Source organism: Bifidobacterium reuteri DSM 23975 (assembly GCF_000741695.1).
Taxonomy (GTDB): Bacteria; Actinomycetota; Actinomycetes; order Actinomycetales; family Bifidobacteriaceae; genus Bifidobacterium; species Bifidobacterium reuteri.
This window is the reverse complement of the sequence record NZ_JGZK01000001.1, coordinates 353,926-378,282: the sequence shown is the minus strand read 5'-3', so window position 1 is coordinate 378,282 and position 24,357 is coordinate 353,926. Positions and strand designations below refer to the sequence as shown.

The 24,357-nt window shown below is 59.9% G+C and carries 23 protein-coding genes and 1 tRNA gene; 2 read left to right on the top strand and 22 right to left on the bottom strand.

The window, feature by feature from the left end; translation table 11 throughout:
- Window positions 1–61: 61 nt before the first annotated feature.
- The 4 genes from BREU_RS01530 to nusA all read right to left on the bottom strand — a co-directional run bounded on the left by BREU_RS01530 (window position 62) and on the right by nusA (window position 6,472).
- Window positions 62–1,372, bottom strand: coding sequence for a tRNA pseudouridine synthase B (locus BREU_RS01530; RefSeq protein ID WP_044089077.1), 1,311 nt, complete (start codon window positions 1,370–1,372; stop codon window positions 62–64).
- Between the two features lie 7 nt (window positions 1,373–1,379).
- Window positions 1,380–1,922, bottom strand: a complete 543-nt coding sequence (rbfA, locus tag BREU_RS01525; RefSeq protein ID WP_044089078.1) for a 30S ribosome-binding factor RbfA — start codon at window positions 1,920–1,922, stop codon at window positions 1,380–1,382.
- Between the two features lie 188 nt (window positions 1,923–2,110).
- The gene (infB, locus tag BREU_RS01520) at window positions 2,111–5,065 is read right to left on the bottom strand and encodes a translation initiation factor IF-2 (protein ID WP_044089079.1); all 2,955 of its coding nucleotides are present in this window, start codon (window positions 5,063–5,065) and stop codon (window positions 2,111–2,113) included.
- A 333-nt stretch (window positions 5,066–5,398) separates the two neighbouring features.
- On the bottom strand, window positions 5,399–6,472 hold the full coding sequence (gene nusA / locus BREU_RS01515; RefSeq protein WP_044089080.1) for a transcription termination factor NusA: 1,074 nt from the start codon (window positions 6,470–6,472) through the stop codon (window positions 5,399–5,401).
- A 276-nt stretch (window positions 6,473–6,748) separates the two neighbouring features.
- Between nusA and BREU_RS01510 the strand changes: the two genes are divergently transcribed.
- Window positions 6,749–7,498 (top strand): hypothetical protein, encoded by a 750-nt coding sequence (locus BREU_RS01510; protein ID WP_044089159.1) that lies wholly within the window; start codon window positions 6,749–6,751, stop codon window positions 7,496–7,498.
- Between the two features lie 289 nt (window positions 7,499–7,787).
- Here the strand turns inward: BREU_RS01510 and BREU_RS01505 are convergent, their stop codons facing one another.
- The 6 genes from BREU_RS01505 to BREU_RS01480 all read right to left on the bottom strand — a co-directional run bounded on the left by BREU_RS01505 (window position 7,788) and on the right by BREU_RS01480 (window position 15,642).
- Entirely contained in the window at window positions 7,788–8,837 is a 1,050-nt protein-coding gene (locus tag BREU_RS01505) for a LacI family DNA-binding transcriptional regulator (RefSeq protein WP_044089082.1), read from the bottom strand.
- 22 nt (window positions 8,838–8,859) lie between these two features.
- Complete coding sequence (arfA, locus tag BREU_RS01500; protein WP_044089083.1) at window positions 8,860–10,419, bottom strand: arabinosylfuranosidase ArfA; 1,560 nt, start codon at window positions 10,417–10,419, stop codon at window positions 8,860–8,862.
- 314 nt (window positions 10,420–10,733) lie between these two features.
- Window positions 10,734–10,818 (bottom strand) — tRNA-Ser (locus tag BREU_RS01495).
- A 152-nt stretch (window positions 10,819–10,970) separates the two neighbouring features.
- Window positions 10,971–12,281: an ATP-binding protein gene (locus tag BREU_RS01490; RefSeq protein ID WP_052381978.1), complete on the bottom strand. Its 1,311-nt coding sequence runs from the start codon at window positions 12,279–12,281 to the stop codon at window positions 10,971–10,973.
- A gap of 239 nt (window positions 12,282–12,520) precedes the next feature.
- The gene (locus tag BREU_RS01485; RefSeq protein WP_044089085.1) at window positions 12,521–13,321 is read right to left on the bottom strand and encodes a transglutaminase family protein; all 801 of its coding nucleotides are present in this window, start codon (window positions 13,319–13,321) and stop codon (window positions 12,521–12,523) included.
- A gap of 140 nt (window positions 13,322–13,461) precedes the next feature.
- Window positions 13,462–15,642, bottom strand: a complete 2,181-nt coding sequence (locus BREU_RS01480; protein ID WP_044089086.1) for a circularly permuted type 2 ATP-grasp protein — start codon at window positions 15,640–15,642, stop codon at window positions 13,462–13,464.
- 325 nt (window positions 15,643–15,967) lie between these two features.
- Between BREU_RS01480 and truA the strand changes: the two genes are divergently transcribed.
- Entirely contained in the window at window positions 15,968–16,882 is a 915-nt protein-coding gene (truA, locus tag BREU_RS01475) for a tRNA pseudouridine(38-40) synthase TruA (protein ID WP_044089087.1), read from the top strand.
- Between the two features lie 209 nt (window positions 16,883–17,091).
- Here the strand turns inward: truA and rplQ are convergent, their stop codons facing one another.
- From rplQ to rplR, 12 genes are all read right to left on the bottom strand, one after another.
- On the bottom strand, window positions 17,092–17,631 hold the full coding sequence (rplQ, locus tag BREU_RS01470) for a 50S ribosomal protein L17 (RefSeq protein WP_044089088.1): 540 nt from the start codon (window positions 17,629–17,631) through the stop codon (window positions 17,092–17,094).
- Window positions 17,632–17,724: 93 nt separating this feature from the next.
- Window positions 17,725–18,720, bottom strand: coding sequence for a DNA-directed RNA polymerase subunit alpha (locus BREU_RS01465; RefSeq protein ID WP_044089089.1), 996 nt, complete (start codon window positions 18,718–18,720; stop codon window positions 17,725–17,727).
- Between the two features lie 80 nt (window positions 18,721–18,800).
- Window positions 18,801–19,202 (bottom strand): 30S ribosomal protein S11, encoded by a 402-nt coding sequence (gene rpsK, locus BREU_RS01460; RefSeq protein ID WP_034527262.1) that lies wholly within the window; start codon window positions 19,200–19,202, stop codon window positions 18,801–18,803.
- Window positions 19,203–19,288: 86 nt separating this feature from the next.
- Entirely contained in the window at window positions 19,289–19,666 is a 378-nt protein-coding gene (gene rpsM / locus BREU_RS01455; RefSeq protein ID WP_026641530.1) for a 30S ribosomal protein S13, read from the bottom strand.
- A 146-nt stretch (window positions 19,667–19,812) separates the two neighbouring features.
- Window positions 19,813–19,926, bottom strand: coding sequence for a 50S ribosomal protein L36 (rpmJ, locus tag BREU_RS11420; RefSeq protein ID WP_003814578.1), 114 nt, complete (start codon window positions 19,924–19,926; stop codon window positions 19,813–19,815).
- A gap of 23 nt (window positions 19,927–19,949) precedes the next feature.
- Window positions 19,950–20,168, bottom strand: coding sequence for a translation initiation factor IF-1 (gene infA / locus BREU_RS01450; protein ID WP_003808114.1), 219 nt, complete (start codon window positions 20,166–20,168; stop codon window positions 19,950–19,952).
- Window positions 20,169–20,349: 181 nt separating this feature from the next.
- Window positions 20,350–20,910, bottom strand: coding sequence for an adenylate kinase (locus BREU_RS01445; RefSeq protein ID WP_044089093.1), 561 nt, complete (start codon window positions 20,908–20,910; stop codon window positions 20,350–20,352).
- Between the two features lie 91 nt (window positions 20,911–21,001).
- Complete coding sequence (gene secY, locus BREU_RS01440) at window positions 21,002–22,339, bottom strand: preprotein translocase subunit SecY (protein WP_044089094.1); 1,338 nt, start codon at window positions 22,337–22,339, stop codon at window positions 21,002–21,004.
- A 274-nt stretch (window positions 22,340–22,613) separates the two neighbouring features.
- Window positions 22,614–23,066 carry a 50S ribosomal protein L15 gene (gene rplO / locus BREU_RS01435; protein ID WP_044089095.1) on the bottom strand — a complete coding sequence of 151 codons (453 nt, stop codon included), beginning with the start codon at window positions 23,064–23,066 and terminating at the stop codon, window positions 22,614–22,616.
- 2 nt (window positions 23,067–23,068) lie between these two features.
- Entirely contained in the window at window positions 23,069–23,254 is a 186-nt protein-coding gene (gene rpmD / locus BREU_RS01430) for a 50S ribosomal protein L30 (protein ID WP_044089160.1), read from the bottom strand.
- A 5-nt stretch (window positions 23,255–23,259) separates the two neighbouring features.
- Window positions 23,260–23,988, bottom strand: coding sequence for a 30S ribosomal protein S5 (gene rpsE, locus BREU_RS01425; protein ID WP_044089096.1), 729 nt, complete (start codon window positions 23,986–23,988; stop codon window positions 23,260–23,262).
- Window positions 23,985–24,356, bottom strand: a complete 372-nt coding sequence (gene rplR / locus BREU_RS01420) for a 50S ribosomal protein L18 (protein ID WP_044089097.1) — start codon at window positions 24,354–24,356, stop codon at window positions 23,985–23,987. Before rplR ends, rpsE begins: the two co-directional genes overlap by 4 nt.
- Window position 24,357: the final 1 nt, after the last annotated feature.

The window sequence follows — 24,357 nt, the reverse complement described above, 5'->3', positions numbered from 1 at the left end:
CATAATGCCTGGCGACTCTGTATGAGAGGTGTCCAGAGGAATCACACCAGCCGTGACCACTTTACGCGAGGGGGAATACCGTGACCGGTTTGGCCTGATGCGCGTTCGCACGTTCGAGAATGGCCACCACATCGGCTGGCGCATCATCCGATACGTCATCCGGCGCGGGAGCGATGGCAGCGACCTGCGTATCCCGGGGAACCACCCGTTCGATACGCCTGCCGAATCGCAGCTCCGCAGCCTCTTCGGCTGTGATATCCACAGCGGGCATGGCGCCGCGAGTCGCCTGTTCCATGGTCAGTGCGCGACCCAGCACCCATGCGCGACGCTCCTCGCCGGCAAGCCCTGCCGGAGTGTCCAACACACATGTGTTGCGGGTGACGCGCTCCCCTTCGCGGTTGACGAATGTCTTGGCTTCCGTATGGGCGGTGATGGTATGCGCGGATGTCTGCTGCATGGCGTCGGCGGCAATGAGCCCGCTGGCATCATCCGGCAGCGCGAACCGCCCGACGCGAGTGCGCCGCAAGCGGGTCAGATAACCACCGACGCCCAGCGTCATGCCCAGATCACGAGCCAAGGCGCGTATGTAGGTTCCGGACGAGCAACTGATGCGGACATTCACGTCGAGAACCGGTATCAGACCGGTGCTCGCAACTGAAATAACAGTATCAACGCCTCGCGGATCCGACTCGCCATCGCCAGAGGTGACGGAATGGTCATTCAGAGAGGAACAAAAGGATTGGTCCGGACCCGCAGCCGAATCGAACGGGAACGATGCGATATCCTTCTCCAGCAACGGCTCGCCGGCGTTCTTCCCCGTCACGACGCCCGCGCGTACATCCAGCACGGAGAACTCGCTGACGGTGACCGGACGGGCTTTGAGTTCCACGTCCTTGCCTTCCCTGGCCAGATCGTAGGCGCGTTGGCCGTTGATCTTGATGGCGGAGAAAGTGTTGGGAACCTGTTCGATGTTCCCGGTGAAGTGCGAGGCGATGGTGTCGGCAAGCAGGTCATGCCAGAATGTTCCCGTCTGCCAGGACCCCTGTTCCCCATGACGCTTGGTGAGCTCCTTCCACCGGGAGTGTATCGACTCGTCCACATGCACCGCGCCTTCGGCGTCATCGGTGTCGGTGGTGAGGCCTAGCCGAATCGTGGCCTCATAGGTCTTGTCATGCGCCACGATGGCATTGAGCAATCGTGTGGCGTGGCCGAACGCGATGACCAATGCGCCGGTGGCCATCGGATCGAGCGTGCCGGCGTGCCCGACCTTTTTGATATGCAGCGCGCCGCGCACTGCAGCGACCGCGTCGAAACTGGTGACTCCTTGAGGTTTGTCGACGATGAGCAGTCCGCTTGGTTGAGCCTGTGCCATATGGGATTCAGGCTTTGTGATTCTCGTTATCGACATCGTCGCGGTTCTCGTCATCGACGGCATCGGCGTCGCCGGAATCGTCGGCGTCGTCATCGTCGAATTCGTCTTCGTCCGGCTCGTCGTCATGCTTGTAGGGGTCGGCGTCGCCGGCGTACTGGGCGTTGGCACGGGCCTTCGCAAGTTCTTCATCGCGCTTTCTGGCCAGCATCAGGATGTCTTCGATCTCGTGGGCCTCACCGGGCACCTCGTCGAACACGAACTGCAGCTGAGGGGTCAAGCGCAGTCCGGCCTTGCGCCCCACCAGCGTACGCAGGTGGCCCTTGGCCTGATCAAGGGCCTGCTGGGCGCGCTTGCGCTCACCGGATTCCTTGCCTTCGTGCCCGAGCTGCGTCCAGTAGATCTTCGCAATCTGCAGATCGTTGGTGACACGGACTTCGGTGATGGTGATATTGGACAGACGCTTGTCGTGCAGTTCGCGCTCGATGGAGGAGGCGACGACGCGCTGGATCAGCGCAGCGATACGTGCAGCACGGGGATTGGTTCCTGCCATTGGTATTTCCTTCTGTAGTTGTTGGCTGCTCGCCAAAAAGTATCATCGTAGACGACTGAGGGGGCTCATCGGCGAATGCCGTGGACCCCCTCAGTAATTTCCTGCAGTCGGCCCCGCAGTGCATCGTGGGGCCGGTGGGCGATGCCCCGATTCATTTCGATGGGAACCGGGGACATCGACTTCGTGGACTACTTGCGCTCGACCTCTCGCATTTCGAAGGTCTCGATGATGTCGCCGATCTCGATGTCGTTGAAGGAACCGAGGTTGATACCGGCCTCGTAGCCTTCCTTGACGGACTGGACGTCGTCCTTGAAACGACGCAGCGAGGAGATCTCGAGATCGTTGACCGTGGCGACGCCGTTGCGCAGAATACGGCACTTCGTACCGCGCTTGACTTCGCCGTCCTGCACCATGACGCCGGCGATGTTGCCGAACTTGGAGGAGCGGAAGATCTCGCGGATTTCGGAGTGGGAGGTGACGACCTCTTCGTATTCCGGCTTGAGCATGCCCTTCAACGCGGCCTCGATATCCTCGATGGCCTTGTAGATGACCGAGTAGTACTTGATCTCCACGCCCTCGCGTTCGGCGAGGTCAGCGACCTGACGGTTCGGACGCACGTTGAAGCCGATGATGACGGCCTTGTCGACCGTGGCCAGATTGACATCGTTCTGCGTGATGGCACCGACACCGCGGTGGATGACCTGGATGCCGACCTCGTCGGAGACCTCGATCTTCATCAGGGAGTCCTCGAGCGCCTCGACGGAGCCGGAGGAATCGCCCTTGATGACGATGTTGAGCATATCGATCTCGGACTCGGCGAACTTCTTCTTGAAGTCCTCGAGGGAGACGACCTTGCGGCGCTTGGCCAGCTGGGCGGCACGCTCGGTGGCCTGACGCTTCTCGGCAATCTGGCGGGCCGCGCGATCGTCGGCGGCCACGAGGAACAGGTCGCCTGCGGTAGGCACGGAGGTCAGACCCAGCACCTGGACAGGAGTGGACGGACCGGCTTCCTTCATCGCCTGGCCGTTCTCGTCAAGCATGGCGCGGACGCGGCCGTATGATGTTCCGGCGACAATGGCGTCGCCGACATGCAGGGTGCCCTGCTGCACCAGCACGGTGGCCACGGCACCACGACCCTTGTCGAGTCGGGCTTCGATGGTGGCGCCACGGGCATCCATATTCGGATTGGCCCTCAGGTCGAGCTCGGCGTCCGCGGTCAGCAGCACCGCTTCGAGGAGCTTGTCCACGTTGATGTTCTGCTTGGCGGAGATGTCGACGAACATCGTGTCGCCACCGTATTCCTCAGCGACCAGACCGTACTCGGTGAGCTGGCCACGGACCTTCTCCGGGTTGGCACCGGGGACATCGATCTTGTTGACGGCCACGACGATCGGCACCTTGGCGGCCTGGGCGTGGTTGATGGCCTCGACGGTCTGGGGCATGACACCATCATCGGCGGCCACCACAAGGATGGCGACGTCGGTGAGCTCGGCACCGCGGGCACGCATGGCGGTGAACGCCTCATGGCCAGGGGTATCGAGGAAGGTGATCTTGCGCTTCTCACCTTCCAGCGTGACGGTGACCTGGTATGCACCGATGCGCTGGGTGATGCCGCCGGCCTCACGTGCGATGACGTTGGTCTTGCGGATGGTGTCGAGCAGTCGGGTCTTACCGTGATCGACATGGCCCATAACGGTGACGACCGGAGGACGGGGCTTCAGATCCTCGTCGTCCTGCAGCTCTTCCTCATCAAGGTTGATGTCGAACTGCTGCAGCAGTTCCTTGTCTTCCTCTTCGGCGGAGACGAGCTGGATGTTCCAGCCGATCTCCTCACCCAGGATCTGGAAGGTCTCCTCATCCAGGGACTGCGTGGCCGTAGCCATCTGTCCCAGGTGGAAGAGCACGGTGACCAGTGCGGCCTGGTTGACGTTGATCTTCTCTGCCAGATCCGCCAAAGATGCGCCCTGACGCAGGCGGATGACCTGACCGTTGCCGTTCGGAATGCGCACGCCGCCGATAGTCGGTGCTTTCAGCTCCTCATATTCGTGACGCTTCGCCAAACGGTTCTTACGCGCCTTCGAAGACTTGCCGCCCTGACGTCCGAATGCGCCTGCGGCACCGCCGCGGCCACCACGACCGCCGCGTGCGGGACCGTTACTCGGTGCGCCGCCGCCCTGGAAGTTGTTGCCGGCACCGGCACCACCGCGGAATCCACCGCGTGCACCGGACTGTGCAGCGCCCTGGGTGCCGCCGCCCTGACCCGGACGGTTGTGTCCCCACTGGCCGGGACGAGCGCCGCCCTGGCCCGGACGACCGCCCCGGAACCCACGACCTTGTCCCTGTCCCTGACCTGGACGGCCGGGACGACCGTTGCGTCCGCCTTCAGCGGTCGGACGGGCCATCGGATGAGGCCTTGGGATATCGTTCGGCGTCGGCGCATGCATGCCCTGCTTGCGGGAGAACGGGTTGTTCCCCGGACGCGGACCCTGCGCGTGCGGGCGCGGGATGGCGTTGGATGCATTCCCGCCATTGTTGTTGCCATTGGCGCTGCCATGCGGAGCCGGACGGGCGGAAGCGTTGCGATTGTTCTGACGCTGCCCGTTGTTCTGATGCTGCCCCGGCTGACCGCCGTTCGGACGCCCCTGTCCCGGGCGTGCCGGACGGCCTCCGTCACGGTTCTCATGCTGGCCGCCATGACGTGCCGGAGACGGTGCCGCCGGACGAGCACCCCCCTGCAGACGTGCAGGACGAGCACCCGGCGTGGCCTGCACACGCTGGTTATGCGAAGAGGACTGCCCCTGTTGACCCGGCTGGCCAGGCTGAGCAGGCTGTGCGTGATGCGACGGCGTGGCACCCGCGTTCTGTGCGTTCTGCGCATTCTTTGCGCCACGTGCGGCAGCTGACGGGTTCATATTCGGTGCGACCGGCTTATGCGGCATTGCGGCCGACGGCTTGGCTCCGCCCCTGTCGCCGCCCTTGTCCGAGTCCTTGGCGAATGCCGCCTTGAGACGACGAGCCACCGGCGGCTCGATGGTGGAAGATGCGGACTTGACGAATTCTCCCATATCCTTGAGCTTCTCAAGGACGGTCTTGCTGTCGACGTTCAAGTCCTTGGCCAATTCATATACGCGTGGTTTCCCCACTAATTACTCCTATTCTGTGACCACGCGTGCAAGAGCGTGGTCAGTTGGTGATGACGGCAAGCCTACCCTGTCTCATCGTTCGACCATGTTCGTGTTACCTCGCTTTTGTGCGGGCGATTTTACGCACACTGCGACTACCCACATACGCCACACCAGCATACTCATAGCGCTGGATAGTATGGAAAAGCCGCGAGCCGCACCATTGACGGTACGGCTCGCGGCTTCTTCACTGTCCGGAATGCGGTGAACCGGGACACGCTCGATACGCGAATCAATACAGGGAATCACGCAGTCGCAAATCGCGCTTACCTCGATTACTGCGTATTCCTGGCGTCACCGGGCGTCGTCAGCCGGCGCGGCAGCCTGAGCGGCCTCCTGAGCCGCCTTCTGCGCCGCCACCTTCTTGGCATGGGCCTCAGCGGATTCGATGCCGATCTTCCAGCCGGTCAGCTTGGCGGCAAGACGCGCGTTCTGGCCTTCCTTGCCGATGGCCAGAGACAGCTGATCATCGTGGATGTAGGCGATGGCCGTCTTGTTCTTCTCGCTGATCACCTGCACACCGGTGGCCACAGCCGGGGAGAGCGCCGCTGCAACGAACTTCGCCGGATCGTCGGAGTAATCCACGATGTCGATCTTCTCCGGGCCGAGGTTCTCCATCACCGCACGCACACGGGAGCCGCCGGGTCCGATCAACGCGCCCTTCGGGTTGACGCCGTCGGTGTTGGCCTTGACGGCGATCTTCGTGCGGGCGCCGGCCTCACGCGCGATGGCCATAATGGACACGGCGCCGGACACCAGCTCCGGCACCTCGCGCTCGAACAACTTGCGCACCAGCTCCGGGTGGGAGCGGGACACCACGATCTCCGGGCCGCGGATGCCGCGCGCCACGTTGACCACATACACGCGGATACGCTCGCCATGCCGGTAACGTTCCCCCGGCACCTGCTCGCGGCGAGGCAGCAGCGCCTCGACATCGCCCATGGCCACATGCACATTGGAGGAATCGGAGGCATCCTGCTGGACGATGCCGGTAATCAGCTTGCCCTTCTGACCGGAGAAGGCACCAAAGATCTTCTCGTCCTCGGCCTTGCGGAACAGCTGCGTGATGACCTGACGGGCCGTGGCGGCAGCGAGTCGACCGAAATCATGCGGGGTGTCGTCATATTCCTCGCCCAGCTTCGGCGCGGGATGCGGATCATCCTCGGTGGGCTCCACCGGGATCTCGTCGGCGGCCCATACCGTGAAGCTGCCGGAACGCTCGTCCAATTCGACGCGCGCATGCTTGGCCGCGTGCGGGGTCTTGAGGTAGGCGAGGCGAAGCGCTTCAGCCAGCGCCTCATCAAGAGTCTCCGGTTCGATTCCTTGCTCGGCTGCGAGCTTGTGCATTCCTGTCAGGTCCAGTTCCATCGATCCGTACCTCCTATGAAGTTATGTGGCGCATGGCCTTTGATTGGTCACAGTTTGCTATTAGTCTAGTTTTCCATGCAGACACGCTCGCCAATGACTGAGTTTCGTCCTCCTAGCACCGGCAATGGCGTGCACTCCCCTATCAGCCGACATCCTCATGGCAATCATGGTCCGGCCTCGCGATTGTTCGCCGCCGTCTGTGCCACGGCGTTGCTGTGCTCGCTGACCGCCTGCTCGATGCCACGGCTGGAGGGACGGGCCGAGGCCGAACGCACAATGAGCCCGTGCGAGCAGGCGCTTGTCACATCGACGGCCGCCGACGCGCTTCCTGACGGCACACCGCAATTGCGGTATTACATGACATTGCGCTCGGTACCGCTGGCCTGGATCGATGTGGCGGCCCAGTGCTCGGATCGATTCGCCGAAGGAACATTGCGCAATGCCCAGACCAAGCAGGCCTTGGCGACGTTAGCCGGGAAATTCGGCCAGTCGGCTCCCGAGGTAACCGCCGCCCGATTGGACGGCGTCACATCCCTGGATATCCAGACCTCAGCGTTGGACGCTATGGCCGTGGCCGAGGACCGTGCGGGATTCGCCATGGAGGTACTGGCAGCGCAAGGCAAAACCGCAGGGGCGACTTTGCGGCTCGGCGACATGCACAAGACGGCGTCGCAGCAATTGGTGTCGTTGGCCGAGAAGGGTGCGTCATCGACTTCATCAACCTCATCAGCCTCATCGACGTCAAGTACAGGCCAATCGCATGCCGACCCCAGACAGAAGGTGTATGCGGTCGATGCGTTGCTGGCGAATCCCGTGACCATTCCAGATAAGGCCAGCGGACTGACCGTCCCCACTGCAGCGGCCATCGAAATGGATTGCGCCCGCACCGAAATCGCAGCGGTTGCGGACACCGAATCGAAGCCGGATGCCGATACGCTAATGATCCTGTCCGCCTTGGCGGCCAAGCACGCCTACACCGCCATGCAGCTCGGCTACCCCGCCACCGACGCCGCGCTGTTCGAGTAAGGTGCATGAATCGGGCAGAACTGAGCAACTCCCTCGACCTTTACCCTGTACGGGTTATTGCGAGGCCACACACCACTGTGATCGTGCATCACGGCATGAGGTTGCCCGCCGCACGGTAGAGGTCCAACCAGTCCTGCCGGCTGAGCGCGATATCCGCGCCTTCGCAGATCCGTTCGAGCCGCTCCGGGTTCATCGTGCCTGCCACGACCTGGATGTTCGCCGGATGCCGCAGTATCCATTATGCTGTCCTTTCCTGCGGAACAATACACACGTGGTTCCGGCATACATCTCAGAATGCCGTCGATGCGCGACGCTCTATCACAAAATCCGTCGATATCACACGAACTGGAGAATCAGCACCCTCAATGCGCTCAATCAGCATGCTGATTGCGGAATCGGCATATTGATCCAAATGGGAGTTCACCGTGGTAAGCGCAGGATTGCAATGGCGGGATTCCTCGATATCGTCAAATCCGCTGACCTGCACATCCTCGGGAACATTCCAACCGTGCTCCTTGAACACATGCAACGCGCCAAGCGCCAAAGCGTCATTCAGACACACTACGGCACGAGATCGGGCGTCACGAAATGCCGGGACACTCAGCAGGTGCCGGGCACCGCGAGCACCCCAATTCATGTCCCAGCGTCCGCCTTCGATAACCACGTTTTCGTTCACTTCGATGCCGGCATCGGTAAACGCCCGACAATACCCCTGTGTACGCAGCGCTCGCGTTCCTTCCCGCAGAGCATTCACATCGTCGAGACGCCGCTCTGCCACCAAATCATCCGGTGCCCCTATGAGCCCGACACAACCGACGCCCTCCGCAATCAAGGTAGACGTTATGTCGTAGATTGGTTGGACATTGGGCATGGTGACACTGTCGACCAGACCGTATGCCAGCGAATCCCCCGTCAAGACGACCGGGTACCGCTGTTTCAGTATGTCTTTGCAATCAGCCAACGGCTGATCGGCATAGAATATCCATCCATCCGCATTGACACGGTAGGTCTCATCGATGATGCTGGATAAGCCACCGTCGTCATAGGTGTCTATGACGAGACTGTATCCATGCCGTCGTGCGGCTTTGATCAGCTCGCCTGCGTACATCGCCGTCCAAGGCTGGTCAAATGCCATAATCGCCAGGCCGATAATCCTCGTCGTGCCGGTTTTCAACGATCTGGCCGAATAATTGATGGTATACCCCAAACGCTCAATGACCTGCTTGACGCGTTGGCGGGTTTCGGGGCGCATGCTTCCGGAATCGTTGATGACGTTCGATACCGTCTTGATAGAGACATGCGCCTCTTTGGCGACATCTGTGATTGTGACCCGTTTCATCCCGTCATCTTTCATTTCAAATTCACTTCACATGCACGGCGGTCCAGGAGACCGGGGGCAGGGTCACACGCACCATGCCTGATTCGGCGTCGGAGGTGATGGTGTCATTGGAATGCAGAACGACACGGTTCTGGTCCTCCAATGTGTTTTTCGCCAAAAGGTCGTCCTCGTGCAGGGTATCGGCCTTGGCAGAGGAGAACATGAAACCTTCCGGCAGCTTGATTTCGAAATCGTTGGCCGTGTCCATGGAACGATTGACCACGAACACGCTCACCGACCCGTCCTTGCCTCGTACCGCCACCGAATCGACGGTGGGCACTTCACCGTACTTCTGGGTCTCATAGGTCCCGGATGTGAGCTTCGGCTCAAGCACCGTGCCGCTCTTGGCCAGTTTCGCGGTCAGCGAGAACGGATAGAACGTGGACTGCCGCCAAGCCGGGCCACCAGGCTCGGTCATGATGGGCGCAATCACATTGACCAGCTGGGCGAGGCTCGCGGCATGCACACGGTCGGCGTTCTTCAACAGGGTGATCAGCAGATCGCCGAAAACGACGGCGTCCGCCGCACTGTACACATCCTCCAGCAGACGCGGCGCGACAGGCCAGTTATCGATGCCCTCAGGATTTTTGCTCGGCTCATCGTTGATGTACCACACGTTCCATTCATCGAATGATATGAACACGTCATGCTTGCTCTTCAGCCTTGCTTTGGTGGCATCGACGGCGGCGGCCACATCCTTGATGAAGCCTTCCATATCCACGCCGGAAGCGAGGAAGCTCTTCATGTCACGAGTGCCATCCGGCTGCAGCTCAGGGTGGTAATACGCATGGCAGGAGATAAAATCGACGCTTTCGTATGTCTTTTCGAGCACCTGCTCTTCCCACGCCCCGAACGTGTCCATTCCATGGCTGGATGAGCCGCATACCACCAGTTCGACATCCGGATCGATCATGCGCATGCCCGCCGCGACCGAAGCCGCCAGTGTGCCATAATCCTCCGCGGACTTGTGACCGGTCTGCCATGGACCATCCATCTCATTGCCCAGGCACCACATCCTGATGCCGAACGGCTGATCGGCCCCATTGGCCCTACGCTCTTCGGACAGCTTGGTACCACCCGGGATATTCGCATATTCCAACAGGTCAAGCGCCTCTTCCAGGCCTCGGGTGCCCAAGTTCACGGCCTCCATCAACTCATTGCCGCCGACCTTGTCCAACCACCTGGCTATTTCATGCAGGCCGAACTGATTGGTTTCGGTGGAATGCCAGGCCAGATCAAGGCGACGGGGGCGTTCCTCCTTCGGACCGACACCATCCTCCCAGCGATAGCCCGATACGAAATTGCCGCCCGGGTAACGAATGGTGGTGGCTCCAAGCTCCCTGACCAGCTCGATGACATCTTTGCGGAAGCCATCTTCGTCGGCCTGCGGATGCCCCGGCTCATAGATGCCGTCATACACGCAACGGCCCAGATGCTCAACGAACGAGCCGAACAGCCGATCGTTCACCGGGGCGACTTCGAAATCATTATCAACAACGAGCCTTGACGTATCAGGCGCTGCATTTGGGGACTGTTCAGGCATAATCGCTCCTTTTTCGATGCCGCCTTTTCGGTAGAGCAACGTTGTACTTAATATCGTCGGCCAGAACCTCGAATTTGAAAATCGGAGAACTCACATCCAATCAACTTCAATCACTGATTACTTCAGATATTTAATACAACCTTGTACCTTTGATGTTTTACATAATACAACGATTACTCTCCGATCGCAAAAACGGCGAGTACAACGATGTTCTTTTGGCGTCCTTCCGACCAACACGCCGTAGAAAGGGTACGGAACGCCAACGTGACCACGAAATAGAAAAAGGGTCCCGGAACAACCCGGAACCCTATGGGCGGATGAAGCGAGATTCGAACTCGCGGAGGCTTCCACCTCACACGCTTTCGAGGCGTGCTCCTTAGACCGCTCGGACATTCATCCATGTCGCCAAAAGGCAACTTGTTCATTATGCCACATCCCGCCGACCTGGCAAATCGGAGTTTCGCGGCAACTCAGGCGTCAAGGACACGCTGCGGAAAAGCACAATGCGCATCACGCTGCTATGCACCTTCCCCATCTCCCCCAATCCCACGTCACACCCCCAACGTTCCCACCGGAATGACATATATGCCGTCATCTCGGCGATATGCGAACTCCCCAATACCTACCAGCACTGCCAGGAATTCCGGTTCACGAGTGCGGGCGCTCGGATTCCTCAGCAGTTTATTCTTCAGTCGGCGTAGGTTCGCCGCCGCCTCGGGGACCTTGTCTTCGCTGGTCTTGATCTCTATACCCGCCCAACGTCCATCAGACAATTCGATGATCGCATCGCATTCAAGCCCGGAATCATCGTGATAATAGCGGACCGGCTCCATGCCGACGTCCGGCAACGCCCGCGCATATACGAGCAAGTCGCGAATGCAGAGGTTTTCGAACAGGAAACCGAAGGTCTGCCAATCACGAATCAGCGCATCAGGATTCATGCCCAGCGCCGCGGCAGCGATTGAAGGGTCTGCGAAATATCGACGCGCCTTGGTCTGCAATCGCTTCGGATCACGGGCGGGCGGCACCCAACCCTTCACAGGATCGATGACGAACATGCCTTCGAACATGGAGACATACTCCGCTACTGTGCGTTCTGAAATGAAATCATCCAGATTCTCTTCCGCACCGTACATATCTTTGCGAAGCGTTTTGAATGTGACAGCCTGACTGATGTTACGCGCCAACGAATCCAGCAAGCGCCTTGCCACGTCCGAGTCCTTGCCTTGACGAGGGACGCTTTCAGCCAAGGTAAGTCTCACGTATTCCCTAATCAGAATTTGGGCATCAGACACGGTCATATCCACGGCCTCCGGCCACCCTCCACGGCACACTGCGTCCATCAGCCCCTTGGTATCCAACCCGGACCTCGCCGCAGAAAACCTATGCCCGAACAGCCCCGACAGGCTGACTTCACCGCTGGAAAGCCCTGATTCATACAATGTCATGGGATTCATGCGAATCCGTCCGATTCTTCCGGCGCCACTGTGATTCGGAAGCTCGCTGCAAAGCGGCGTGGATGACCCGGTCAACAACCACTGACCTTTGTTCGCTGGCTCATCATCGACATGATGGCGCACCTCATCCCAGATAGCGGGCGCCAACTGCCATTCGTCAATCACATGCGGCCTGTCCCCCAGCAGCATCAACGATGGGTCTGCTTTGGCGACGGTCAGATTGTTATTGCGATCCACATACGTGATGCTGCTCGCGTGTGCACGGGCGGACCAAGTCTTACCGCACCATTTGGTACCAGCGATTTCAACTGCACCAAAGATGCGCAGATACCGAGCGATCTGCGAGTCCACGATACGAGGACGGTAGGTCTCAGGCTTTATGCCATGCGTCGTTGCTTCACTCATCGAATCCATCTCCCGTCATCATCGCCATCTCGCCTGCAATAATCCGAATTTCTCAACCGCGAAAATCCGAACTATACAACTACAATAATCCGAATTTCACAACTACCAAAATCCGAATTTCTCAACCGCAAAAACCCGAATGTGAACCGGCTGCGCTGCCTGTATGTCTTCGCGTCGGCCAGCATACTGCCTCATCAGCTAGTGCAGCATCACAGCCGTATCAGCAGACGATGAGCCCATCAGGACTGCTGCTCGTGCACGGAGGCGTTGACCCATTGGGTCTGCTCGACGTTGTAGCCGGAGAAGATACCGATGTCGAGCATGCAGTCGCGATAATCGCGCCCGTGCGCGATGGTGATGTAGTTGTCATCGACCAGGCGGTTATGCGTGGGATCAAGACCAACCCAGCGACCGTCCTGATACACCTCCACCCAGGCATGCGTGGCACCTTCCCCACCGAGCAGTCCGGCGATGTATCGCGCGGTCAGGCCGACGTGGCGGCATACCGAGAGCATCACATGCGCATAATCTTGGCATACGCCCTTGCGCTGGGCGAGCGCCTGTTCGGCGGTGGTGCGAATCGTGGTGGAACCCGGCGTATACACGAAGGCGTGGTATACCTCATCCATCACTTCGGTGGCACGCTCAACCGGCGTGGCATGCTCCGACAGCTTCGCTAGACGCCTCTGGCACAGATCCACCATCGCCTCGATGCATGGCCCGGGAATGGTCAATGCGGAGTTGAAGCGGTAGAGCGGCTTGTAGATCTCCTTCTTGATGTGCGCATTGTCCACGAAGGCGATGCCGGTCACCGAATAGCTGAACACGTCATGCGGCTCGGGAATGAAACCGGTCATCACCACGGAGTCGAAGGAGTCGATGGTGGTATCCAGCTCGGTATCAGGTCGGATCTTGACCTCCACGTCGATGACCTGCTGACGCGGGCCCGTCGCGGGGATGCAGCGGAGCTGGAACCGATGGTCGGTCACGGGAGCACTGAACGAAAGCTTCATCTCATAGTCGAATACGAGTTTCTTCAATACTGCTCCTGCGATTGTCTTCACGTTCCACGGCATGAGGCCCGTCCGCGGGTACAGGCGTCATATCGCCCTACCGCATGACAGGCCAACAAGACCGCATTACCGGCTGTATGTTGATATCACCTTAGCATTGCAACGCGTCAGATGCGCTTGGCGTCCATGTTCATGGAGCTCAACGACCCCATGTCCTTGATGGCCAACGCGCTGATGCGGCCGGAATAATCATCCAGATACTTCTTGAGCAGCGCCGCCACCTGATCGTACCCGCGGGCCGGCAACTGACCCACCAGCCAGCTCAGGCCATCAGCAAAACAGCTGGGCAACGGCATACCATCAAGCACCATGGAATACGACGCAAGCTTGCGCAACGGCGCATCCATCTGCTCCATCGACAGCCCGAAACGCGTATACAGATCGATACGCTCCAGATATTTGCCGATGAACACGAACGCCTTCAACGTGGGATCGACAGGCGAGTTCTCGATGCCGCCCCAGAAGGCGAGCATGTCGTCGGCGATGTCGCGCTGATTGTAGATATCGTCGGCATCGGCCGCCTTGCGTGCCGCATCGGTGATGTTGGTCATGGCCAGTTCCACATACTGCAGCAGACGGGAGCTCAGTTCCGGACGCAGGATCACCGCGTTGTTGAATGCGGCGGTGACAGCCGAACGGACAGAATCAGGGTTCGTACCGTCATAGAGGAAGCTCGTGACGAACTCGTCGAAGTCCTCGAAATCCTCCGGCAGGTCGAGCGCGTGCGCAAATGGACGGAAAGCGTCCACATCCGTGTCCATCACGCGATCGTAGAACGGGAAGAACTGGTTCAGCGTGGTGAACGCACGCTCGGTGTAGCGTCCGAGCCAATACAGGTTATCGGCTTTGGACGCGGTGACCAGCGACAGCGAGTGATGACGGGACTGGCTGAGCAGATTGGCGACCTGCACCTCGGCATCCAGTTCATGTTCCACACCGGTTTCCGGCGCCAGCACCCACGTGTCCTTGAATCCGCCGCCCTGCGAGGAGTTGACGATCATCTGGCCGGGCACCGAAGAGTATCTGGTCAAACCCGAGTACCAGACGTGCGTGCTCTTGCCGGTAACCACGAAAGCGCGCAGATCGCATTTGCGCGGCGACATCTCCCCGGTCTTGGCATCGACCACGTCAATGTCGCGGAACTGAATCACCTCTTGGGCGATGAACCGGCGCGGCTCTTCCTTGATGCGTTCGGCAAGCTCCTCGCGAGCGGCGGTGTCCAGCGATGAGCCGAACACCACGCCATAGCCGCCGGCTTCGGCGACGTCCTTGATAACCAGTTCGCCCATGCGGTTCAGGACTTCCTTGCGATCGGCCTCGAACATCGGCATATACGTGGGCGCATTGTGCAGAATCGGTTCCTCGCCGAGGTAATACTTGATCATCTGCGGCACGAAGTAGTAGATGGCCTTGTCGTCGGCCGCACCATTGCCCGGCGCGTTGACGATGGCCACGTTGCCGTCTCGGTATGCGGACAGAATCCCCGGCACGCCGATCACCGAATCAGGGTTGAAGGCGAACGGATCGAGGTATTCGTCGGACAAACGGCGGTATACCACGCCTACGCGATGGCGTTTGCCTGCGTAATCAAGGAAGTACACCTTGTTGTCCACCACTTCGAGATCCTCCGGGAAGGCGAGCGCCGCGCCGGTCTTCTCGGCCAGATAGGCGTGTTCGAAGAACGCGGAATTGTAGCGGCCCGGCGTCAATACCACGGCGATGCCCTCGGTGGAGACAAAATCCATGGCCTTGCGCAGCAGGCGCGGATATTCACGGTTGTCGCGGATGTGCACATCGCGGAACAGGCGCGGGGAGATGCGACGTTCAATATCGCGCACGAACAATGGATAGCTTGCGCCGGAGGGGATGCGCAGATTGTCTTCGAGCACCCACCAGCGGCCGTCCTCCCCCTGCACCAGATCCTCGCCGGCGATGTGGGCGAAGATGCCACCCGGAGGCGTCACGCCATTGACCTGCGGGAAGTACCCGGCGGACGTGTATACATACTCTTCCGGAATGACGCCGTCATGCACAATCGACTTGTCCGAATAGATGTCCTTGAGGTAGGCGTTCAGCGCATTGACGCGCTGTTTCAGCCCCTTCTCCAGTTCGTCGAACTCATCGGATTCGATGATGCGGGGCACCGGGTCATAAGGGAACAGACGGTCATGGTATTCGTTGTTCTTGTAGATGCCGAAGCGCACGCCGTTTCTGGAAAGCTCCCGGTTGATGGCTTCACGGCGATTGACTAGTTCATGCGCCAACTTATGCGCGGCTGATTCGATCATCTCGTGCCTGCTCCTTGCTGTAAACGGCCGCTCGGTGCCACCTGCGTATCGCGGAGGCTTTGGCGCACGCTGACGCCGCCACCGCAACCCGGTGTGATGGTTATTAACCTAGGACAGCACCGTTTCGGCAAATGCGCGAGAATGTTACAGGCAGGTCACTTCACAGAGTCGCTTCGAGGCATGCCTGGCGCTTCCCGACGGAATGATGTCATCAGCGAGTCCTGCATCATCGCGATCCCGGTATGTTCCACGCCTCCCACAGTGCAGTAGGCGTGGAACATACCGGCCCACCGGAATCCGCGGCTGCTCGTTAGGATGGATGGTTATGACACGACTTCGCATTGATCTGGCGTACGACGGCGGCGGTTTCTTCGGATGGGCCAGGCAGCCACGACTGCGCACGGTGCAGGGCACCATCGAGGACGCGTTGCACAAGGTGCTTCGCGTGTCTGCCGATGACGCTGACGATCCGTTGCGACTGACCGTCGCCGGACGCACGGATACCGGCGTGCACGCCTCGCATCAGGTGGCGCATCTCGATGTGAGCGATGCGGTATTGCTGCGATGCGTCGGGCATATGGAGGTGCCAGCCGTCGATGCTTTGGCACGCCGGCTCAAAGCCGTACTGCCCCCGGATATCGTGATTCACCAGGTGACGGTTGCGCCTGACGGTTTTGACGCGCGCTTCTCCGCGCTGGAGCGGACCTATGTGTATCGTGTCGCCGACCGCTCGTCCGAAGCCGACCCGAGATCACGTGGTTTCGTGCTGCGCGTGGACGAGGCTTTGGATGTGGATGCAATGAACCGGGCGGCGGCGATGACATTGGGGTTGCATGATTTCGGCTCGTTCGCGACGCCCAACCCGGGCGGGACCACAATCCGCGAGGTCAAGAACGCCTATTGGAGGCGCATTCCCGCCGTTCCGCTGGTTCCATCAGGTTCGGATATGGGCGAGTCATACCGGACTCCGTCATTGGAATCAGGATTGCTGGTGTTCACGATTGTCGCCGATGCGTTTGCCCGCAATATGGTTCGCTCTCTGGTCGGATCCTGTGTGAAGGTCGGTTCGGGACGCAAATCATTGGATTGGTTCGCCGATAAGATGGCACACCCTGTGCGGGAGGGCTCGAGTGGGCCCATTGCGCCTCAAGGACTGACTCTGGAGCACATCGCCTACCCCCCGGATGAGCAACTTGCTACCCGCGCCAATGCAATCCGGGCGGTTCGTACCCTCCCGTGATATCTGGCAGCCCCGTATCGCCCCGGATGATCGACAACCGAGAATTTGCGTCGCTGACAACACCCCAACGACGCAAATTCTCGGGATCGGGAATCGTGCCAGAATCGTCCCAGAATTATGCCAGAAGTGACCTGATGCGAGATATGGAAAAGGGTTGGAATCCATTTGGATTCCAACCCTCTATCTAGCTTAGCGGAAAGCTATTCAGCTCACTCGGCCTTCTCGGCGGCGGCTTCCTCGGCCGGTGCCTCGGTGGCCTCAGCAGCAGCGGTCTCCTCAGCCGGAGCCTCGGTGGCCTCAGCGACCGGAGCCTCAACAGCTTCTGCGGCAGGAGCCTCGTCGGCGACCTTGGTGGCAGCCTCGGCTTCCTTCACGACAGCCTTCTTGGCAACCGGCTCGGTGACGAGCTCGATGATGGCTGCAGCAGAGGAATCGCCAACGCGCGGAGCGATCTTGACGATACGGGTGTAGCCACCCTCACGCTGCTCCATCTGCTCGGCGATCTGGGTGAACAGCACGTGCACCACGGACTTGTTGCGGATGACGCGCATCACGCGACGACGGGAGTGCAGGTCACCGCGCTTGGCGAAGGTGATCAGGCGCTCGGCCAGCGGACGAAGGCGCTTGGCCTTCGGCAGCGTGGTGGTGATGCGACCGTTCTGGAACAGGCTAGTCGCCATGTTTGCCAGCATGAGGCGCTCGTGCGCAGGGCTGGAAGCCAGACGCGGGCCCTTCTTAGGTGTAGGCATGGGTTTTACTCCTTATTGTCCGCAACGGCAGGCAGGTGGGCATATGCCCGAACATCCGCCTGCCATTATGGACGGTTTGTCAAAAGGGGCAGATCACTCGTCTTCAGGCGAGAAGAACGTGCCACCTTCGAGATTGTTGGTATCGAAGGCCATCGGCGAGGACTTGAGGCTAAGACCCAGGGCCTGCAGCTTCTCCTTGACCTCGTCAATCGACTTCATACCGAAATTGCGGATGTCGAGCAGATCCTGCTCGGTGTGGGAGACAAGCTCACCGATGGTGTGAATGCCCTCACGCTTGAGGCAGTTGTAAGAACGCTGCGTCAGGTTGAGGTCCTCAATCGGGACAGCCATCTCGGGGTTGGTCTCCTCGGCCACCGGGGCCGGACCGACTTCAACGCCTTCAGCCTGGGTGTTGAGCTCACGGCACAGGCCGAAGAGCTCCACCAAGGTCGAACCAGCGGAAGCCACCGCGTCGCGCGGCGAGATGGCGGGCTTGGTCTCCACGTCCAGAATGAGCTTGTCGAAGTCCGTGCGCTGTTCCACACGGGTCGCCTCGACCTTGTAGCTCACCTTGAGCACCGGGGAATAGATGGAATCAACCGGGATACGGCCGATTTCACCATTGTCCTGCTTGTTCATCTGAGCCGGAACGTAGCCACGACCGCGCTCGACGGTGAACTCGATTTCGAGTTCGCCATCTTCGGCGAGAGTGGCAATGTGCTGATCCGGGTTGGCGATGGTGACGCCGGCCGGCGGAGTGATGTCTCCTGCGGTAGCCTCACCCTTGCCGCTCTTGCGCAGGTACATGACCACAGGCTCGTCATACTCGCTGGTGAACACAATGCCCTTGATGTTGAGCAGGATCTCAGTCACGTCCTCCTGGACACCCGGCAGAGTGGTGAACTCATGCAGGGCACCGGAGATACGCACAGAGGTCACAGCCGCACCAGGGATGGAGCTCAGCAGCGTGCGACGCAGCGAGTTGCCGAGCGTATAGCCGAAGCCAGGCTCGAGCGGCTCGATGATGAAGCGGGAGCGCTGCGAATTCAGAGATTCCTCGGTCAGAGTCGGACGCTGTGCAATAAGCACTGTGGTTATCCTTTCAGCTTGAACTCGGTGGTGCACTCACCGGTCAGGCGGTTTTGGATTGATTTCGTATTGCTGAGTGCTCAGACGCGACGACGCTTCGGAGGACGAACGCCGTTATGGGCTTGCGGGGTGACATCGGTGATGGAACCGACCTCGAGACCCGCGGACTGCAGGGAACGGATGGCGGTTTCACGACCGGAACCCGGACCCTTGACGAACACGTCGACCTTCTTGACACCGTGTTCCATTGCCTTGCGGGCAGCGGACTCGGCAGCCATACCAGCAGCGTACGGCGTGGACTTACGGGAGCCCTTGAAGCCGACATCGCCACCGGAGGCCCAGGACACCACAGCGCCGGACGGATCGGTGATCGAGATGATCGTGTTGTTGAAAGTGGACTTGATGTGAGCCTGACCCACCGGAATCGACTTGCGATCGCGGCGACGAGCGGGCTTACGAGCGGCTTGCTTTGGAGCTGCCATTGACCCTCGTTTCCTAATAACGAACTTTGTTGTTGATATTCGAACGATGGAATGCCGAGCATCCCGTGGTTCGAATCATGCCACTCTTACTTGGTGGCCTTCTTCTTTCCGGCGACCGTGCGCTTCGGGCCCTTACGGGTGCGGGCGTTGGTCTTGGTGCGCTGACCGCGCACAGGAAGTCCCTTACGGTGACGCTGGCCTTGGTAGCAGTTGATCTGAATCTTGCGACGAATGTCCGCATCGATTTCACGACGCAGGTCACCCTCGATCTTGTAGTTGCCCTCGAGGTAGTCACGCAGCGTGATCAGCTGCTCGTCGGTCAGATCCTTGACGCGGGTGTCCGGGTTGATACCGGTCGCGGCAAGCGTTTCCTTGGCACGAGTGCGGCCCACACCGAAAATGTAGGTGAGGGCGATCTCGATGCGCTTCTCATTGGGGATGTCGACTCCGGCAAGACGTGCCATTGCGATTCCTTCTTGTTTCCGTAGGTCTTGCACCCGCTCCCCCGGTAGTCCGGCACGGGCCTACGTACCCGTGGTTCAGTGTCGTTCCCTTTCGGGAAGCACTGTGAGTGAGTGCCTTAATTGTGGTGCCGCTGGAGAATCTGCTCTCAGCCCTGACGCTGCTTGTGGCGGGGGTTGGTGCAGATCACCATGACGCGGCCGTGACGACGAATCACGCGGCAGTTTTCGCAGATTCGCTTCACACTAGGGCTGACCTTCATGGTTATCCTTTACTTGTGTACCTTTACTTGTAGCGGTACGTAATACGTCCACGATTCAGGTCGTAGGGGCTCATTTCCAACACCACACGATCCTGGGGAAGAATACGAATATAGTTCTTGCGCATCTTGCCGGAGATCGTGGCGAGCACGATGTGCTTGTTTTCGAGCTCAACGCGGAACATCGCGTTCGGCAGTGCCTCCACTACCTGACCTTCGACTTCAATCACACCGTCTTTTGCCATGTGCCTCAGGTTTCCTATCGCTGGACGAATTACTACGAGTGCATCCGAAGACACACCGACATTCAAATATATACAGGGGCGTATACAGAGGTACCCCTACGCAACACCCGGCGTGTCGCATAGGGGTACCTGATCCGATCTGTGATATCGGAACTATCGAATCAACTCTTCGTTGGCTGACTCAGTGCAGGTCGCTGATGATGCGCTTGCTGATCTCGCTGATCTCACCGACACCGTTCTCAAGCACCAGCAGGCCGCGAGACTTGTAGATGTCAAGCAGAGGAGCGGTTTCCTTCTCGTACGTTTCCAGACGCTTTGCGATGGCCTCCGGAGTGTCATCGGCACGTCCCTGCTCTGCGGCGCGCTTCTTCATACGCTCCAGCAGCACTTCGCGGTCGGCCTCGAGCGCCACCACATGGTCAAGCGGGGTGCCCAGCTCGTCGAGCATCTGATCGAGGGCTTCGACCTGAGCGGCGTTTCGCGGATAGCCATCAAGAATCCAGCCGTTGGCGCAATCCTCCTTGGCCAGACGATCCTTGACGATCTTGTTGGTCAGGGAATCCGGCACGAGCTCGCCCTTGTCGGTGTAGCTCATGGCCTCCAGACCCAGTTCCGTCTTGTTCTTGATGTTGAAGCGGAAGATATCACCCGTGGAAATGGTGGGGATGTCAAAATGCTCGGCGAGCAGTGCGGCCTGAGTGCCCTTGCCCACGCCCTGAGGACCCATGATGAGCAGACGCATGGTTTATCTCCTTTTGATAGTGCTTGTCGTTGTATTAGTACGGAATCGGCACGACTGGCCATATGCCAACCGTGCCGATGTCATTGGAGGCTTACTTGCCTTCCTTGTGATCCACGTTTTCGAGCAGGAAACCGGTGTACTGGAACTGCTCGGTCTGGGCCCGGGCCTGACGCAGGGTGTCGAGACCCACGCCGGCGATGATCAGGATGGTGGTGCCGCCGAACGGCAGCTGCGCGTTCAGTCCGAGCGCCATGATCAGCACGGTCGGGATCAGGGCCACGAACAGTAGGTAGACGGCGCCCACCGTGTTGAGCCTGTTCATCACATAGGTCAGGTAGCGGCTGGTGGCGTTGCCGGCACGGATGCCGGGGATGAAACCGCCGTACTGCTTCATGTTGTCGGCGGTCTCGTCCGGGTTGAACGTGATGGACGTGTAGAAGAAGCAGAAGAACACGATCATCAGCGCGTACAGGGCGATGTACCACACGCTCGTGGTGTTCGCCAGATTCGCGTTGATCCACTTGACCCACGACTGGTCGGACTTGCCGAACTGGGCGATCAGGGTCGGGATGGCGAGGATGGAGGACGCGAAGATCGGGGGGATCACGCCGGACATGTTGATCTTGAGCGGCAGGTAGGTGGAGGAGCCGCCGTACATCTTGCGGCCGATCATGCGGCGCGTGTACTGGACAGGCACACGACGCTGGCACAGTTCCACGAAGTCCACGAAGATGAGGATGACGACGAGCACCGAGACCACGATGGCGAACTTGGCCCAGTCGCCGTCGGTGCCGTTGGTGCCCCAGCCGATCTCCCACAATTGGGGCAGGAAGCCGGAGCAGATGGACATGAAGATCAAGATGGACATGCCCTGGCCGATGCCCTTGTCGGTCACGAGCTCGGCCATCCACATGATCAGACCGGTGCCGCCGGTCATGATCAGCACCATGACGACGAGGTTCCACACGGAGCCGTCCGGGATGACCTGGACGCACGCATAGTTGAACAGGGCGCCGGAACGCGCGGTGACCAGGATGGTCGTGGACTGGAGGACGGCCAGGCCGATGGTCAGGTAACGCGTGTACTGGGTGAGCTTGGCCTCGCCGGACTGGCCCTCCTTGTGCAATGCCTCAAAGCGCGGGATGACCACACGCAGCAGCTGCACGACGATGGATGCCGTGATGTACGGCATGACGCCCAACGCGAAGATGGACAACTGCAGCATGGCGCCACCGGAGAAGAGGTTCACCAGACCGATGAAGTTCTCGGACGCGGTCTGCATCTTGCCGACGCACTCCTGCACCACCGAATAATCCACGCCCGGGGTCGGAATGAACGACCCGATACGGTAGATGATGATGATGAACAGGACGAATAGGATCTTCTTCCTGAGTTCCTTAGTCTTCAGGGCCTGGATTAATGTCCTCACCTGGATTTCCTCCCTATGGCACGCTTGGGAGCGCACAAATACACAAACTATCGAACGAGCATAGTCTAACGTGCCTACTTGCCACACCTATGTCTCGAGAAAAGCATAGTGATGATCTCTAATATTCGTCCAATATTCGAGGACGATGAATCACCGATGGACGTTAGCCCGGGTAGGCAGTACTTGAAAAACGTTGGAATATGACGAACCCCCGTCCACCGGAAAGCGAACGGGGGTTAGTCATATTGCTGTGATCAGCTCCTCAGAGAGACTATCAGTCCTCGGAGATGGAGCCACCAGCTGCTTCGATCTTGGACTTGGCGGAAGCCGAAGCCTTCACACCCTTGAGGTTGAAAGCAACGGTGGTTTCGCCTTCACCCAGAACCTTGACCGGAGCGTTGCTGCGCACAGCGCCCTTGGCGATCAGGTCGGCCACGGTCACGTCGCCACCCTCGGGGAAGAGCTCCACAAGACGTGCGATGTTGATGACCTGGAACTCGACCCTGAACGGGTTCTTGAAGCCACGAAGCTTCGGCAGGCGCATGTACAGCGGGAGCTGGCCACCTTCGAAGCCAGGACGCACGTGATTGCGCTTGGTCTGGCCCTTGGCGCCACGACCAGCGGTCTTGCCCTTGGAACCTTCACCACGGCCAACGCGGGTGCGATCCTTGTTGGCGCCCGGAGCGGGCTTCAGGTCGTGCATCTGCAGGATTTCGTTATCTGCCATAATCAGTCAACCTCCTCGACGGTGACCAGGTGGCGCAAGGCGTTAGCCAAGCCACGGTTGGCCGGGGTGTCCGGACGGACGACGGTCTTACCGATCTTGTTCAGACCGAGGGTCTTGGCGGTAGCGCGCTGAGCCGGAGTACGGTTCACGAGACCGTGATGCAGGGTAATCTTCAGGTTCTTAGCCATGATTATCACTCACCATCCTTCTCTTCAGCGGCCTTGGCAGCAGCCTCTTCGCGAGCCTTGCGGGCTTCGGCGATGCCTTCGGCGCGGGCACGCAGCAGGTTGTCAGGAGCGACTTCGTTCAGAGCGAGGCCACGACGGGCTGCGATCTCTTCCGGCTCCTCGAGCTGCTTGAGGGCAGCCACAGTGGCGCGGACGACGTTCACGGCGGTGGCAGAGCCCATGGACTTGGACAGCACGTCGGTGATGCCGGCGCATTCCATAACGGCGCGCACGGAGCCACCGGCGATTACGCCAGTACCCGGAGCTGCCGGGAGCAGGAGCACGGTGCCTGCGGCATCGTGGCCCTGAACCGGGTGGGTGATGGTGCCGCGGACGCGAGGCACAGTGAACATGTGCTTCTTGGCGTCGAGCTGGCCCTTGGCGATGGCGGCCGGGACCTCACGGGACTTGCCGTAGCCAACACCAACGGTGCCGTTACCATCGCCGACCACCACGAGGGCGGCAAAGCTGAAGGTACGACCACCCTTGTGGGTCTTGGACACACGGTTGATGGTCACCACGCGATCGAGCATTTCGTCGCCGCGGTTTTCCTCGCGACGGTTACGACGCTCGCCACGACGGCCCTCACCGCGCTGGCCACGACGACCCTTGCGGTCCTCGTTGTTGGATTCGGTCGCCACAGTGTTCTGAGTTTCTTCAGCCACTTGGGTTTCCTTTGCTTCGTTGTCGCTCACAGTGCCAGACCTCCCTCGCGGGCGCCTTCAGCAACAGCTGCGACGCGACCAGTGTACTTGTTGCCACCACGGTCGAAGACGACTGCGGTGATGCCGGCAGCCTTGGCCTTGTCGGCAATCAGCTCGCCGACCTTCTTGGCAGCCTCAACCTTGGTGCCCTGGAAGCCGGCGAAGTCGGCCTGCAGAGTGGAAGCGGACACCAGAGTCACGCCCTTGGTGTCGTCGACCACCTGGGCAACCATGTGGCGGTTGGAGCGGGTGACCACCAGGCGCGGACGCTCGGGGGTGCCGGAGATGCGCTTGCGAATGCGTGCATGACGGCGCTTGAGGGCGACCTTCTTGCCCTTTCCGAGAATTGCAACGCTCATA